The 13,766-nt window shown below is 75.0% G+C and carries 13 protein-coding genes; 6 read left to right on the forward strand and 7 right to left on the reverse strand.

The features are described 5' to 3' along the window. The first annotated feature begins 49 nt into the window (after positions 1 to 49). Positions 50 to 2,344, forward strand: a complete 2,295-nt coding sequence (locus ACYVHQ_RS01615) for a HelD family protein (RefSeq protein ID WP_460511208.1) — start codon at positions 50 to 52, stop codon at positions 2,342 to 2,344. A gap of 66 nt (positions 2,345 to 2,410) precedes the next feature. Here the strand turns inward: ACYVHQ_RS01615 and ACYVHQ_RS01620 are convergent, their stop codons facing one another. The 4 genes from ACYVHQ_RS01620 to ACYVHQ_RS01635 form a co-directional block, all read right to left on the reverse strand. Continuing rightward, on the reverse strand, positions 2,411 to 3,091 hold the full coding sequence (locus ACYVHQ_RS01620; protein ID WP_460510304.1) for a hypothetical protein: 681 nt from the start codon (positions 3,089 to 3,091) through the stop codon (positions 2,411 to 2,413). Next, positions 3,088 to 3,654 (reverse strand): GNAT family N-acetyltransferase, encoded by a 567-nt coding sequence (locus tag ACYVHQ_RS01625; protein ID WP_460510306.1) that lies wholly within the window; start codon positions 3,652 to 3,654, stop codon positions 3,088 to 3,090. The genes ACYVHQ_RS01620 and ACYVHQ_RS01625 overlap by 4 nt, the downstream gene beginning before the upstream one ends. A 53-nt stretch (positions 3,655 to 3,707) precedes the next feature. Next, the gene (locus tag ACYVHQ_RS01630; RefSeq protein WP_460510308.1) at positions 3,708 to 4,040 is read right to left on the reverse strand and encodes a protealysin inhibitor emfourin; all 333 of its coding nucleotides are present in this window, start codon (positions 4,038 to 4,040) and stop codon (positions 3,708 to 3,710) included. A gap of 63 nt (positions 4,041 to 4,103) precedes the next feature. Next, positions 4,104 to 5,141, reverse strand: coding sequence for a M4 family metallopeptidase (locus ACYVHQ_RS01635; RefSeq protein WP_460510310.1), 1,038 nt, complete (start codon positions 5,139 to 5,141; stop codon positions 4,104 to 4,106). A 113-nt stretch (positions 5,142 to 5,254) separates the two neighbouring features. On the opposite strand from ACYVHQ_RS01635, the gene ACYVHQ_RS01640 reads away from it, so the two are divergent. Next, a complete protein-coding gene (locus ACYVHQ_RS01640; protein ID WP_460510312.1) occupies positions 5,255 to 5,794 on the forward strand; it encodes an adenine phosphoribosyltransferase in 540 nt (179 codons plus the stop codon). 103 nt (positions 5,795 to 5,897) lie between these two features. Here the strand turns inward: ACYVHQ_RS01640 and ACYVHQ_RS01645 are convergent, their stop codons facing one another. After that, positions 5,898 to 6,635 (reverse strand): M50 family metallopeptidase, encoded by a 738-nt coding sequence (locus tag ACYVHQ_RS01645; protein WP_460510314.1) that lies wholly within the window; start codon positions 6,633 to 6,635, stop codon positions 5,898 to 5,900. A 122-nt stretch (positions 6,636 to 6,757) separates the two neighbouring features. Between ACYVHQ_RS01645 and ACYVHQ_RS01650 the strand changes: the two genes are divergently transcribed. Together ACYVHQ_RS01650 and rpsO are read left to right on the forward strand one after the other, a co-directional pair. Then, complete coding sequence (locus ACYVHQ_RS01650; protein ID WP_460510316.1) at positions 6,758 to 7,213, forward strand: VanZ family protein; 456 nt, start codon at positions 6,758 to 6,760, stop codon at positions 7,211 to 7,213. Between the two features lie 92 nt (positions 7,214 to 7,305). Further along, positions 7,306 to 7,575, forward strand: coding sequence for a 30S ribosomal protein S15 (gene rpsO, locus ACYVHQ_RS01655; RefSeq protein ID WP_460510318.1), 270 nt, complete (start codon positions 7,306 to 7,308; stop codon positions 7,573 to 7,575). Between the two features lie 123 nt (positions 7,576 to 7,698). Here rpsO and ACYVHQ_RS01660 read toward each other — a convergent pair whose 3' ends face one another. Then, on the reverse strand, positions 7,699 to 9,015 hold the full coding sequence (locus ACYVHQ_RS01660; protein ID WP_460510320.1) for an aggregation-promoting factor C-terminal-like domain-containing protein: 1,317 nt from the start codon (positions 9,013 to 9,015) through the stop codon (positions 7,699 to 7,701). 280 nt (positions 9,016 to 9,295) lie between these two features. On the opposite strand from ACYVHQ_RS01660, the gene ACYVHQ_RS01665 reads away from it, so the two are divergent. Both ACYVHQ_RS01665 and ACYVHQ_RS01670 read left to right on the forward strand, forming a co-directional pair. After that, positions 9,296 to 11,557 (forward strand): polyribonucleotide nucleotidyltransferase, encoded by a 2,262-nt coding sequence (locus ACYVHQ_RS01665; protein WP_460510322.1) that lies wholly within the window; start codon positions 9,296 to 9,298, stop codon positions 11,555 to 11,557. A gap of 227 nt (positions 11,558 to 11,784) precedes the next feature. Next, the gene (locus ACYVHQ_RS01670) at positions 11,785 to 12,876 is read left to right on the forward strand and encodes an aldo/keto reductase (RefSeq protein ID WP_460510324.1); all 1,092 of its coding nucleotides are present in this window, start codon (positions 11,785 to 11,787) and stop codon (positions 12,874 to 12,876) included. A gap of 121 nt (positions 12,877 to 12,997) precedes the next feature. Here the strand turns inward: ACYVHQ_RS01670 and ACYVHQ_RS01675 are convergent, their stop codons facing one another. Continuing rightward, positions 12,998 to 13,612: a TetR/AcrR family transcriptional regulator gene (locus ACYVHQ_RS01675; RefSeq protein WP_460510326.1), complete on the reverse strand. Its 615-nt coding sequence runs from the start codon at positions 13,610 to 13,612 to the stop codon at positions 12,998 to 13,000. Between the last annotated feature and the right edge of the window lie 154 nt (positions 13,613 to 13,766).

Below are 13,766 nucleotides of genomic sequence, written 5' to 3' on the forward strand. Positions count from 1 at the left end.
CCGACTTTTCCCGAGGGGGCGTGCAGCTGTGACCACCGTGCAGTCCGAGATGGAGCGCGAACGCGCCTACGTCGCGTCGCTCTACCGACGCCTCGACGAGCTCAAGGCCGACGCCCGCGTCCGCCTCGAGCGCGTGCGCGGCGAGTCGGTGGGCGGCAACCACCAGAGCCGCTCCGAGCGCGACGCGTTCGCCCGGCTCTACGAGGACACCATCGTGCAGCTCGGCGCGGTCGACGAGCGCCTCGCCTTCGGTCGCCTCGAGCTCGAGAGCCCCGACGAGAGCGACGGCGGCGGGTCGTCCCGGCACCGCTACATCGGACGGGTGGGCCTGCGCGACGAGCAGCACCACCCCGTGCTGCTCGACTGGCGCGTCCCCGGGGCGAGCGCCTTCTACCAGGCCACCGCGGCGACCCCGATGGGCATCCGTGCCCGTCGGCACCTCACCCTGCAGGGCCGCGAGGTGGTGCGCCTCGAGGACGAGGTCTTCGACCCCGACCTCCTCGACGGCGACGAGGTCCAGCTGCAGGGCGAGGGCGCGCTCATGGCCGCCCTCACGGCCCAGCGCACCGGTCGCATGACCGACATTGTCGCGACGATCCAGGGCGAGCAGGACCGCATCATCCGCTCGGGCCTCGACGGCGTGCTCGTCGTGCAGGGCGGGCCGGGCACCGGCAAGACCGCCGTGGCGCTGCACCGGGCCGCGTACCTCCTGTACTCGCACCGCGAGCGCCTGCGCGGCTCGGGCGTGCTCGTGGTGGGCCCGTCGCCCTCGTTCCTGCGGTACATCGAGCAGGTGCTGCCGTCGCTCGGCGAGAGCGGCGTCGTGCTGTCGAGCCTCGGCGGGCTCTACCCGGGCGTCGACGCCCAGGTCGACGACGCTCCCGAGGTCGCCGCCCTCAAGGGCCGGGCCGAGATGGCGGCCCTGTTGCGCCGGGCGGTCCGCTCGCGCCAGATCGAGCCGACCGGGCCGAGCACCGTCGACGTCGACGGGGAGCGCCTGGTCGTGCCCGCCTCGCTCGTGACCGACGCGCTGCGCCGCGCGCAGGAGCGGGGCAAGCCGCACAACGAGGGTCGCGTGACCTTCAACAAGGCGGCCCTCGCGGCGCTTACGAAGCTGCTCGTGGCCCAGCTGCGCGAGCGCGGCACGACCGTCGACGAGAACGACGAGCAGGTGCTGCGAGAGGACATCCGCCAGTCGTACGACGTGCGCGTGCTGCTCAACACGGCGTGGATGCCGCTGAGCGCCGAGAAGCTCGTCGACGACCTCTACGCGCGGCCGAACTGGCTCGCGAGCCTCACGCCCGACTGGTCCCCGGAGCAGCGTGCCCTGCTGCGCCGTCCCCGGGGGTCGGCGCGCACCGTCAGCGACGTCCCGCTGCTCGACGAGGCGGCCGAGCTGCTCGGCGAGTTCCAGGCAGGCGTCGACCCGGAGCGCATGGCGCGCGAGGCGCAGGCGGCCCGCGACGTCGAGAACGCCGAGCGCGCCATCGAGAACATGGGCGTCGAGGGCATGGTCTCGGCCGAGCAGATCGCCGGCGGCTTCGCCGAGCGCGCCGCCGGCATGACCACCGCCGAGCGTGCCGCCGACGACCGCACCTGGGCCTACGGCCACGTCGTCGTCGACGAGGCGCAAGAGCTCTCGCCCATGCAGTGGCGCCTGCTCGCCCGGCGCTGCCCGCTGCGCTCGTTCACGGTCGTGGGCGACATCGCCCAGGCCTCCTCGCCCGCCTCGGCCTCGTCCTGGGACGACGCCCTCCGCGCGTTGTTCGCGGACCGCCGTCGCCCGCGTCGCCGCCCGGGCCGTCCGTCGGCCGCGTCACGGGCAGGAGGCGCGCCCGCCCCCGCCCCGGACCGCGCGTGGCGCCTCGAGGAGCTCACCGTCAACTACCGCACGCCGACGCAGATCGTCGAGCACGCCGAGGCCGAGGCGCGGGCCGCCGGCCTGCAGGTGACGCCGAGCCGTTCGGTGCGGTCGAGCGAGTGGCCCGTGCGCGAGGTCGCCGCGGAGGGCTCCGACCGGGCGCTCGTGGCCGCCACGGTCGGGGCCGTCGCCGACGACCGGGCGATCGACGCGACGGGGACCCTCGCGGTGATCGCGCCCGAGGAGCTCGTCGGCGCCCTGGTCGAGGGGCTGACCGCTCGGTTCGGCTCCCTCGTGGCCGCGGGGTCGACCTCGTTGACCACGCCGGTCGCCGTGCTCAGTCCCGCGACCTCGAAGGGGCTCGAGTTCGACGCCGTGGTGGTCGTCGCGCCGGGGCGCATCAGGAGCAGCACCGCGCGCGGTGCCGCGTCGCTCTACGTCGCCGAGACGCGGCCCACCCAGCGGCTCACGATCGTCGGCTGACGCCGTCCGCCCCGGCCGGCGCCGGTGCCGCCCTCGACGCTGCCGGCGCCGTCACGGCACCGGGGCTCAGCGGTAGTTCGCCGGCCAGTCGAACGGCTCGGGCGGCGTCGCGAGGCCGCCCTCGGGGGTGAGCACGAGGTCGACGTCGACGAGGTCCTCGAGCACGATCTGGGCGGGGTCGCCGCGGTGCACCTTGCCGCCGACCCAGACGGTGAGCCGCTGCTCCGGCGCACCGCCCAGGGAGCCCACGTGCTCCTCGTCGAGGGCGACGCCCCACTCGCTGAAGAACTGGCCGAGCGTGAACTCCTCGGCCGTGGGCGACTCGACGTGGACGATGCCCGAGGTGTCGTGCGTGTGGATCTCGGCGGCGAACCGGGCCGCCTCGTCGTGGCCGATGTCGCCGGGGACCGTCACGGGCTCGCCGTCGACCGTGACCGTGACGTGCGCGTGGTCGTGCATCGCGAGGTCCTGCCCCCAGACGTCCTCGAGGCCGGCGCCCCGGGCGCGCTCCTCGAGCGCCGTGCGCCCCGTCGGTGCCGGCCACGGGGGAGCGGTGCTGGCGCCGCGGGCGACCCGGACGTCCGGCCGGTGCCCGTCCTTCGCCTCCGGCCCGGCGACGGCGAACGCCACGACGACGACCGCGGCGAGGGCGGCGACCCCGATCGAGAGGAGGACGGGCAGCACGACGTGGCGGCGCGCCAGGCGGGGCGCCTGCGCGTCGTCGGGGGTGCGGGCGGGCTCGCTCACGGGCGGTGCTCCTCGTCGGGGGTCGGGGCGGGGGCGTCGAGGTCCGGGACCGGGTCGGCACGGTCCCGGGCTGGGTCGGGGCGGTCGATCTCGAGCAGGCTCGGGGTCGCCGCGAAGCCGGCCCGTTCGTACAGGCGCACGGCGCCCGGGTCGGAGTGGACCGTGACGCGCTCCAGCCCGAGCGCCCAGGCCTCGGCGAGGAGGGCGTCGACCAGGCGCCGCGCGACGCCGGCGCCGCGGTGCTCCGGCGCGACGTAGACGGACTGCACGTCGCCGGTGAGGCGTCGGGGGAGCGAGGGCGTCGGCACGCGCTCCTGCAGGGCGAGCCAGGCCAGCCCCACGACCTGCTCCGTGCCGTGGGCGCCGTCGACGGCGACGAGGCACAGGTGCGTGTCGGCGTGCTGGTCCGCCCAGGCCACCAGTGAGGCGGCGAATCCCTCGGCGTCGTCGAGGGGTGCGCTCCCGCGTTCGCCCACGATCCAGCGCCAGCGCAGCCCGGCCGCCGCGTGCAGGTCGTCCTGTTCGGCCCGTCGGACGCTGACGGTGTCGTCGGAGGTCGTCATCCGTCCATCCTCCACCGCGGGCGCCCGGACGCGCCCAGGAACGCCGCGCAGGGTCAGGGGGCGGACGGGCCCTCGTCGCCCGGCACCGAGCCCCGGCCGGAGGGGCGGTCGGCGGACCCGGCGGCGCGCACCCGGTCGACGAGCTCGCGCCACGGTCCCGTCACCTGCTGCTCGGGCAGGGTGGCCTCGCGCACCGGGCGGGCCCCGACCGTGACCAGCCAGACGAAGCGGTCGGGTCGGGCCTCCTGCCCGCGGGGGAGGTCCGACCAGGGCAGGGCGTCGAGCAGCACGAGCCACGACTCGGTGTCCGGCTCCGCGTCCACGTCGACGCGCCAGGTGCGCGTGAGGCCCGCGACGCCCCCGGTGCGCGCGACGGTGACGATCATGTCGCGATGGTACCCGCGCCTCCTGCCCGGGCCCGGGCCGGCGCCTCCCGGTCGGCGCCGTCGTCAGGACGCGTCGAGCGGCAGTCCCACGGCCGTCCAACCGGCCGCGACCGCGCGCGCCTCGTCGGAGCCGGCCCCGTAGCGCGCGACGGCCGCCTCGAGGGTCGCCGCCGCGAAGCGGGCGAAGTCGGCGGTCGCCGGCAGCGTGCCCGCCGTGACGGTGTCGTACCAGACCTGCCCCGCGCGCTCCCACGCGTGGCCGCCGAGCGCGGTGGCCACCAGGTGGAAGGCGCGGTTCGGGATGCCGGAGTTGATGTGCACGCCGCCGGCGTCCTGCTCCGTGACGACGAGGTCGTCGAGGTGCCCGGGCTGCGGGTCGCTGCCGAGCACGTCGTCGTCGTACGCGCTGCCCGGCGCGGCCATGGAGCGGAGCGCGCGGCCCTGCACCGCCTCCGTGAAGAGCCCCTCGCCGATGAGCCAGGACGCCTCGTCGACCGTCTGGCCCGCGGCGTACTGCTCGACGAGCGCCCCGAAGACGTCGCTGACCGACTCGTTGAGGGCGCCGGACTGCCCGCGGTACGCGAGGTTCGTCGTGTACTGGGTGAGGCCGTGCGCGAGCTCGTGCCCGATGACGCTGACCGACGCGGTGAACCGACGGAAGACCTCGCCGTCGCCGTCGCCGAAGACCATCCGCTCGCCGTCCCAGAAGGCGTTGTCGTAGTCGTCGCCGTAGTGCACCGTCGCCCGGAGGGGCAGCCCGTCGTCGTCGATCGACGAGCGCCCGTAGACCTCGGCGAGGAGCGCGTACGTGGCACCGAGACCGTCGTACGCCTCGGTCGCGGCGACGTCGTCGGTCGCGGGGCCGCCCTCGGTGCGGACCGTGCGGCCGGGGAGCTCCTCGCGACCGCCGGCGTCGGAGACGGTGCGGTCGAGCCCGCCGCTCCGGCCGGGGACCGCCGACGGCGGCGCGTCGTCCCGGTGGTCGGCGACGGCCTCCCACCCGGCCAGCCCGGCGCGCGCGGCCCGGGCCGCCCGGTCGAACCGGTCGCCGGCCTCGGCGAGGCGGGCCAGCAGGTACGGGGGCACGACGTGGCGGGTCATGCCCCGACCCTGCCACCGACCACCGACGGTCCGACCGGTGGGCCTCCCCGGCACGGGGCGCAGGAGGCCCGCCCGGTCCCGGCATGCCCCTCGCCCCCGGTAACCTCGACCCAATGACGACCTCTGACGCCGCCGCCCTCGTCGACCGCCTCACCGCCCTCGTGCCCGACTTCCCGAAGCCCGGGATCCTCTTCCGCGACGTGACGCCCGTCTTCTCCGACGCCGACGCCTTCGCGACGGTCACCGCCGGCCTCTCCGAGCCCTTCGACGGGTCGTTCACCGCCGTCGCGGGCATCGAGGCCCGCGGCTTCGCGCTCGCCGGCGGCATCGCGATCGAGCAGGGCGTCGGCGTGGTCACCGTGCGCAAGGCGGGCAAGCTGCCCGGCGAGGTGCTCAGCGAGAGCTACGCGCTCGAGTACGGCGAGGCCACGCTCGAGGTGCGTCCGGGCCAGCTGCCCCAGGGCGCGCGCGTCCTCGTCGTCGACGACGTGCTCGCCACGGGCGGCACCGCCCTCGCGACCGTGACGCTCCTGGAGCGGGCCGGCTACGACGTCGTCGGCATCGCGGTGCTGCTGGAGCTCGACGGCCTCGGCGGCCGTGACCGGCTCGCGGCGACCGTGCCGGTGCACGCGCTCACCAGCGCGCCCGCCTGACGGGCGCGCCGGGCCGACCCCAGCGCACGCGCCTCCTGACCGTCGGGGCCGAGCCTCTCGACGACCGGGCACGTGCCTCCTGACCGTCGCGGCCGGGCCGGCGTCAGCCCCGCAGCCCGCCCACCGCGTCGCCCACGCCCGGGACGAGCAGCACGGCGCCACCGACGACGCACGCCGCGGCCACGACGACGAACAGGGCCACCCAGACGAGGCCGGGCACCCGGGTGAGACGGGCGAGCTGGTCGGCGTCCGACGCCGACGACCGGGAGCGGCGTCGACTGCCCTGCAGCTCGACGGCGGCCCGCAGCGCGCCCACCCCGAGCACGGTCGTCACGACGACCCCGAAGAGCTGCTGCCACAGCGGCGGAGCCGCGAACGTCACGCCCGCGACGAGCGCCACGCCGACGAGCACCACCCACAGGCCGAACCAGTTGCGGATCTGCACCAGCACCAGGGCGAGCAGCACCAGCAGCGCCCAGAGCAGGCCCGCCGCGTAGCCCGCACCCATGAGCCAGGCGGCACCGAGCGCGGCCAGGGCGGGGGCCGTGTAGCCCGCGAGCAGCGTCACGACCATGCCCGGGCCCCGGGCCGGCCCGCGCGACACGGTCAGCCCCGAGGTGTCGGAGTGCAGGCGGATGCCCGAGAGCCTCCGACCCGAGAGCACGGCTGCGAGGCCGTGGCCGCCCTCGTGCAGCACCGTCACGGCGTGCCGGACCCGCCGCCAGGTGCCCGGCAGCACCACCAGGACGACCCCGACGGCCACCGCGGCGAGGAGCCACCCGACGGGCAGGGGCTCGGCGCGGAGGACGACGCGGGACCAGAGATCGCTGAGCTGCTGCACCCCGCCAGGCTAGGGCCGGCGCCGGGGGCGGCCTGCGACGTCCGGTCGATCCCGGTCGTCCTCCCGGAGGACTTCCGGCCCCGAGGGGGCTCCGCCCAGGTCGCCTGCCGCACCATGGGGGGATGCGCCGTGCCGTCCTGCTGCTCCTCAGCCTCGTCTACCTCGCCTTCGTGGCGTGGATGACGCTGCGCCCGTCGGTGTACGGGCCCGGGGCGAGCGACCTCCTGTACCGGGCGCTCGGGTTCTTCTCCCGCCACGACGAGACGGACTGGATCACCTTCGCGCGCGTCGAGGCCGCGGCCAACGTGGCGATGTTCGTGCCGATGGGCATGTTCCCCGCCCTCCTGCTGCCGCGCCGGTACTGGTGGGTCGGCATCGTCGTCGGCTTCGCCGCGACCTGCGCCATCGAGTGGTACCAGGGCGCGATGCTCTCGGCCACGCGCTTCTCCGACCCGCAGGACATCGTCATGAACACCCTCGGCGCCGTGATCGGTGCGGCGTTCGTCGGCATGGTCCTGCCGCGGCGGCGCCGACGTCGCCCTCGCTCGAGGGCCCGCCAGCAGGCCCCCGTCTGGTAAGCTCCACAGGTTGCCGTCATGACGGCCGCGGATCAAGAGAGCTCACGCATCCTGCGACGAGCACCGCGCAACGAACGAGAGAGGGGATCCCCATGGCACTCGCACCCGAGGTCAAGAAGGCGATCATCGACGAGTACGCGACCCACCCCGGCGACACCGGATCCCCCGAGGTCCAGATCGCCGTGATGTCGCAGCGCATCAAGGACCTCACCGAGCACCTGAAGGAGCACAAGCACGACCACCACTCGCGTCGTGGCCTGCTCCTCCTGGTCGGTCAGCGCCGTCGCCTGCTCGGTTACCTGAGCAACGTCGACATCAACCGCTACCGCTCGCTCATCGAGCGCATCGGCCTGCGCCGCTAGCACCTCGTCGAGACCCGTCTCGACCGACGGCCCGTCCCTCCTCACGGAGGGGCGGGCCGTCCTTCGTGGTGCGGGGGAGCCGCGGGCGCCGAGGGCCGGGCGAGCGGTGGTCCGTCGACCGGTTCAGTACCAGCCCTTGCGGTTCGAGTGGTCCCAGGCGGCGCACGCCGTGACGTACCGGTCGCGGATGTACCCCAGTCCCCAGTCGACCTGCGTGCGGGGGTTCGTGCGCCAGTCGAGGCCCGCCGACGCCATCTGCGAGCCCGGGTACGCCTGGGGGATCCCGTAGGCGCCGCTCGACGGGTTGGTCGCCCCGGTGCGCCAGCCCGACTCGCGGTTCCAGAGCTGCACGAGACAGGTGTACTGGTCGCCGCCCTGGCCGCGGGCCGTGAGGGCGGACCGGGCGTAGGCCTTGGCGCCGGCAGGGTCGTCGACGACCGCCACGGGCGGCGCGACCGGGGCGGGGGCAGGAGGCGCGACGGGCGGAGGCGCGGGCCGCGAGGTCGACGGGGCGGGGGCGGGCGGTGCCGAGGCCGGTGGTGCGGCGGGAGGTGGTGCCGCGACGGGCGGGACGACGGTGCCGGAGGCGGCGTCGCCTCCCGAGGTCCCCGCTGCTGCTGCTGCCGCCGCTGCCGCCTGCTCCGCGTAGGCCCTCTCCGCGGCCACGCCCGCCCGGTACTGCTGCTCGACGTCGACGCTGGTCTGCTTGAGCTCGGCGAGCTGCGCGTAGAGCTCCGCGCCCTCGTCCTGCGCGGTGGTGACCTCGGCGTCGGCGGCGCGCTGGGCGTCGGCCGCCTCGGCGGCGCTGCGGTCGGCCTCGGCGGCCGCGCGCTCGAGGGCGCCGGCGGCCGCGGCGGCCCGGTCCCGCAGGGAGCTCGCGGTGCCCTGGGCGACCTGGGCCCCGACGAGCACGCCCTGCCAGCGGTCGCCGAGCTGGGTCAGCGCGCCCAGGCGGTAGAGGACGTCGCCGGCGTCGTCCGACCCGACCAGGCCCGTGCCGAGGGACCGGGCCCCGCCCGTGCGGTAGAGCTGGGCCGAGAGCTGCCCCGCGCTGCGCGCCGCCTCGTCGGCGCGCTCGGCGGCGCGGTCCGCGTCGCCGGCGAGACGGTCCCGGTCCGCGGTCGCCGCCGCGAGCGCCGTCCGCGCCTCGGCGGCCTCGGCACCCGCCGTCACGGCGCTGCGCCCCCGGGCGGCGGCCGTGGCCTCGAGGTCGTCGAGCGCCGCCTCGACCGCGTCGACCTGGCGCTGGGTGGCGGCCGCGTCGCCCCGGGCGGCACGGACGTCGTCCCACGACGGCCGCTCGGCGGCCGGGGCGGGCGTCGTGCCGAGCACGGAGGCCCCCAGGGCGAGCACGAGCGCCGTCGCGGTGGCCCGGGCCGCCCGGGCACCTCGGCCCGTGCCGGACCGCGGGAGGCGGCACGGAGCGGGGGAGTCGACCATGCGACGACCCTAGCGTCGCCTCCAGGAGGCCCGCGAGGGGCCGGTGGTAGGCTCGCTCGCGGAGCAGGCCGACACGGCTGCTGGTCACCGGTGGTGACAGGCGGAACCCCAGCGGGTCCGACCGTTTCTACTGTTGGCCAGACGTACGACCGCCTCCTGTGCCGTCGACGAGCGAGCGTTGCCTCCGACCAGAGGACCGCGGGCTGCCGCGACCGCCCTGCTCCCGCACGACAGCGAGGCCCACACGGGGCCTCGATGGAGGACAAAGAGGAGCTGCCCCATGGAGGGTCCAGAGATCAAGTTCGGCGAAGCCGTCCTCGACAACGGCAAGTTCGGCAAGCGCACCGTCCGCTTCGAGACGGGTCGTCTCGCGCAGCAGGCCCAGGGGGCCGTCGCTGCCTACCTCGACGACGACACCATGCTGCTGAGCGCCACGAGCGCCAGCAAGAAGCCGAAGGACAACTTCGACTTCTTCCCCCTGACCATCGACGTCGAGGAGCGCTCGTACGCCGCGGGCAAGATCCCCGGCTCGTTCTTCCGTCGCGAGGGCCGCCCCTCGACCGAGGCGATCCTCGTCTGCCGCCTCATCGACCGGCCGCTGCGCCCCTCCTTCGTCGAGGGCCTGCGCAACGAGGTCCAGGTCGTCATCACGGTGCTCAGCATCGCGCCCGACGAGTTCTACGACGCGCTCGCCATCAACGCGGCCAGCGCCTCGACCCAGATCTCGGGCCTGCCGTTCTCCGGCCCCATCGCCGGCGTGCGCCTCGCGCTCATCGGCGACCAGTGGGTCGCGTTCCCCAAGGCGAGCCAGCTCGCCGACGCCGTCTTCGACCTCACGGTCGCCGGTCGCGTCGTCACCGACGCGCAGGGCAACGAGGACGTCGCCATCATGATGGTCGAGGCCGAGGCCACCGAGCACGCCTGGGGCCTCATCCAGGGCGGCGCGACGAAGCCCGACGAGGCCGTCGTGGCCCAGGGCCTCGAGGCGGCGAAGCCGTTCCTCAAGCAGCTCGTCGACGCGCAGTCGCAGATGGCCGCCCAGGCCGCCAAGGAGATCGCCGACTACCCGGTCTTCCTGCCCTACACCGACGAGGTCCTCGCGGCGGTCACCGAGGCCGCCGGCACCGAGCTCGCCGAGGTGTACACGATCGCCGGCAAGATCGAGCGCCAGGACGCCGACGACGCCCTCAAGGCGCGCGTCAAGGACGCCATCGCGGCCAAGGTCGAGGCCGGCGAGCTGCCCGAGACCGCACTGGGCCAGGTCGGCGCCGCCTACAAGACGGCGACGAAGAAGGTCGTCCGCGGCCGCATCCTCACCGAGCAGGTCCGCATGGACGGCCGCGGCCTCGCCGACATCCGTCCGCTCGACGCCGAGGTGCAGGTCATCCCGCGCGTGCACGGCTCCGCCATCTTCCAGCGCGGCGAGACCCAGATCATGGGCGTGACCACGCTCAACATGCTCAAGATGGAGCAGCAGATCGACTCGCTGAGCCCGGTCACGAAGAAGCGCTACCTGCACCACTACAACTTCCCGCCCTACTCGACCGGTGAGACCGGCCGCGTGGGCTCGCCGAAGCGCCGCGAGATCGGGCACGGCTTCCTCGCCGAGCGCGCCCTCGTCCCCGTCCTGCCGAGCCGCGAGGAGTTCCCCTACGCGATCCGCCAGGTCTCCGAGGCGCTCGGCTCCAACGGTTCGACCTCGATGGGCTCCGTCTGTGCCTCGACGCTGTCGCTGCTCAACGCCGGCGTGCCGCTGCGCGCCCCGGTCGCCGGCATCGCCATGGGCCTCGTGTCCGACGAGGTCGACGGCCAGACCCGCTACGCGGCCCTCACCGACATCCTGGGAGCCGAGGACGCCCTCGGTGACATGGACTTCAAGGTGGCCGGCACGAGCGAGTTCGTCACGGCGATCCAGCTCGACACGAAGCTCGACGGCCTGCCCACCGCGGTCCTCGACGCCGCGCTCAAGCAGGCGAAGGAGGCCCGCACGGCCATCCTCGCCGTGCTCACGAGCGCGATCGACGCCCCCGACGAGATGGCCCCGACCGCGCCCCGCGTGATCTCGGTCCAGATCCCGCAGGACAAGATCGGCGAGCTGATCGGCCCCAAGGGCAAGACGATCAACGGCATCCAGGACGACACCGGCGCCGACATCTCCATCGAGGAGGACGGCACCGTGTACATCGGCGCCGTCGACGGTCCGTCGGCGGAGGCCGCTCGTGCCCAGGTCAACGCCATCGCCAACCCGACCAACCCCGAGGTCGGCGAGCAGTTCCTCGGCACGGTCGTGAAGATCGCCGCCTTCGGTGCGTTCGTCTCGCTGCTCCCCGGCAAGGACGGCCTCCTGCACATCAGCGAGGTCCGCAAGCTGGCCGGCGGCAAGCGCGTCGAGAACGTCGAGGACGTCCTCGGCGTCGGCCAGAAGGTCCTCGTCGAGATCACGAAGATCGACGACCGCGGCAAGCTCTCGCTCGCCCCGGTGGTCGCCGAGGAGGCCGACGACGCCGCCTCGCCCGAGGTCGAGTCGCCCGTCGAGGGCTGACCCGACCCGTGAGCCCAGGAGGCCCGTCCCGATCCGTCGGGGCGGGCCTCCTGCGCGTCGAGCTGCGGGGGCGGATCGTCCCCCGAACTCGGGGCGTCGTCCCGGTAACGATCGGGTGCGTCGCCGCGCCGTCCGCGGCCCCAGCACGTACGCTCGGGGCGAGACGTGGACGGCCCGCTCCGACGGCGCCGAGGTCGGGGGACCGGGCGTCGCGAAGAGGAGGCAGCGTGACCGAGCGACCAGCCCGAGGGCGGGGCACGGGAGCGTCGCCGGTCGTCCCCGCGGTCGAGCTGCCCGCACCACGACGACGCCGCGACCGAGCCGCTGCGGCGGCCGCGCCGAGCGTCGTGACCGCCGCGAGCGGGCTGCCCACGGTGCCCGTCGACCTGGGCGTCATCCAGCCGCGGCGACGCCTCGGCGTCTCCGACCTGCGGGTGTTCCCGCTCGCCCTCGGCGGCAACGTCTTCGGCTGGACCGCCGACCAGGCCGAGACCACCGCCGTGCTCGACGCGTACCACGACGTCGGCGGCAACTTCGTCGACACCGCGGACTCCTACGCCGGCGGGCGCAGCGAGATCATGATCGGCGCCTGGATGCGCCGGCGCCGCACGCGCGACGAGATGGTGGTCTCGACCAAGGTCGGCAAGGGCGCCGACCACCCCGGCCTCACGCCCCGGGCGATCGAGCGCAGCGTCGAGGCCTCCCTCGAACGGCTCGGCACGGACCGCATCGACCTGCTCTACCTGCACGTCGACGACACCGAGGTGGCGTTCGAGCGCACGCTCCTCGCGGTCGACCACCTGATCCGCGCCGGCAAGGTGCGCTGGTTCGGTGGATCGCACCACTCGGGCAACCGCCTCTACGAGGCGCGCATCGCGGCGGGCATGCTCGGCGTCGCGCCCATGGTGGCGCTCCAGAACGAGTACAACCTCCTGCGCCGCGGCGAGTACGAGCAGGGACTCGCGCACGTGGCCGCGCAGCAGCGCCTCGGCGTCATGCCCCGCTTCGCCCTGGCAGGGGGGTTCCTGACCGGCAAGTACCGGTCGCGGGCCGACGCCGCGGGGAGCCCCCGCCGGGCGGCCGTGCAGAAGCACCTGACCAAGCGCGGACTGCGGGTGCTCCACGAGCTCGACCGCATCGCTGCCGTGCACGAGGTGTCGGCCGCGGCCGTCGCCCTGGCCTGGCTGCTCGCGAAGCCGAACGTCGTGGCGCCGGTCGCGAGCGCGACGAACGCGGCGCAGGTCGTGCAGCTGGCGCAGGCGGCCCGTGTGCAGCTGTCGCGGTCGCAGGTGCTCGACCTCGATCGCGCGAGCGACTGACGCTGCTGCTGCTGCTCCTGCTGGTGCCCGTGCCGACGGCGGAGCGTGCCGCACGGGCAGGACGACGGAGGGCCCGCCCGACCTGACGGTCGAGCGGGCCCTCCTGCCGCAGCGCGGCGCGTCAGGCGGCGAGCAGGCGGTCCAGCGCGCGACGGAGGCTCGCGACGGCGGCGATCGCGTCGCCCGCGTACGCGCCCAGCTGGGCTCCGTCGACGGCCAGCTGCAGGTCGTCGGCCGCGTCGCCCGGCATCGGGTGCCCCGCGCGCTGGAACAGCTCGGCGTAGGCGCCGGTGCGCCACTCGCGGTGCTCGGCGACGAGGCCGCGGACGGGATGCGTCGGGTCGCTGAACTCGGCCGCGGCGTTGGCGTAGGGCGAGCCCCGGAAGCCGACCTTCTGCAGGCGCACGGTGAGCCGCTCCACGAGCTCGCGGAGCGCCTCGGCTCCGTCGTCGGTCGACGAGGCGACCTCGTCGTGCTCGGCGACGTCGGCCTCGTGGCGACGGGTCAGGTAGTGCAGGACGAGGGTGTCCTTCGCGCCGAAGTGCTTGTAGAACGTCGCCTTCGTGACGGACGACTCGGCGATGAGCCGGTCGACGCCCACGACCCGGATGCCCTCGTCGGAGAAGAGGCGGTCCGCGGTGTCGAGGACGCGCAGCTTGGCGCCCCCGGACCGCGGACCGGCGCCGACGGCCGGCGGGGAGACGGACTGGACGAAGGTGGGGGACTCGACCGTCATGGCGTGCTCCTCGGTGCTGTTCGGCGGGACGCGACGGCGGGGGCCGTCGCCGAGGCCGCTGGGGGTCGCGGCCCGTGGCGTCGCCGCTCTCCGGTAGGGACGGAGCGGCGGCGACGGGACGACAGTAGCAGAAAGGAGGACAAACAAAGTCGTC

It is taken from the genome of Frigoribacterium salinisoli (genome assembly GCF_054781095.1).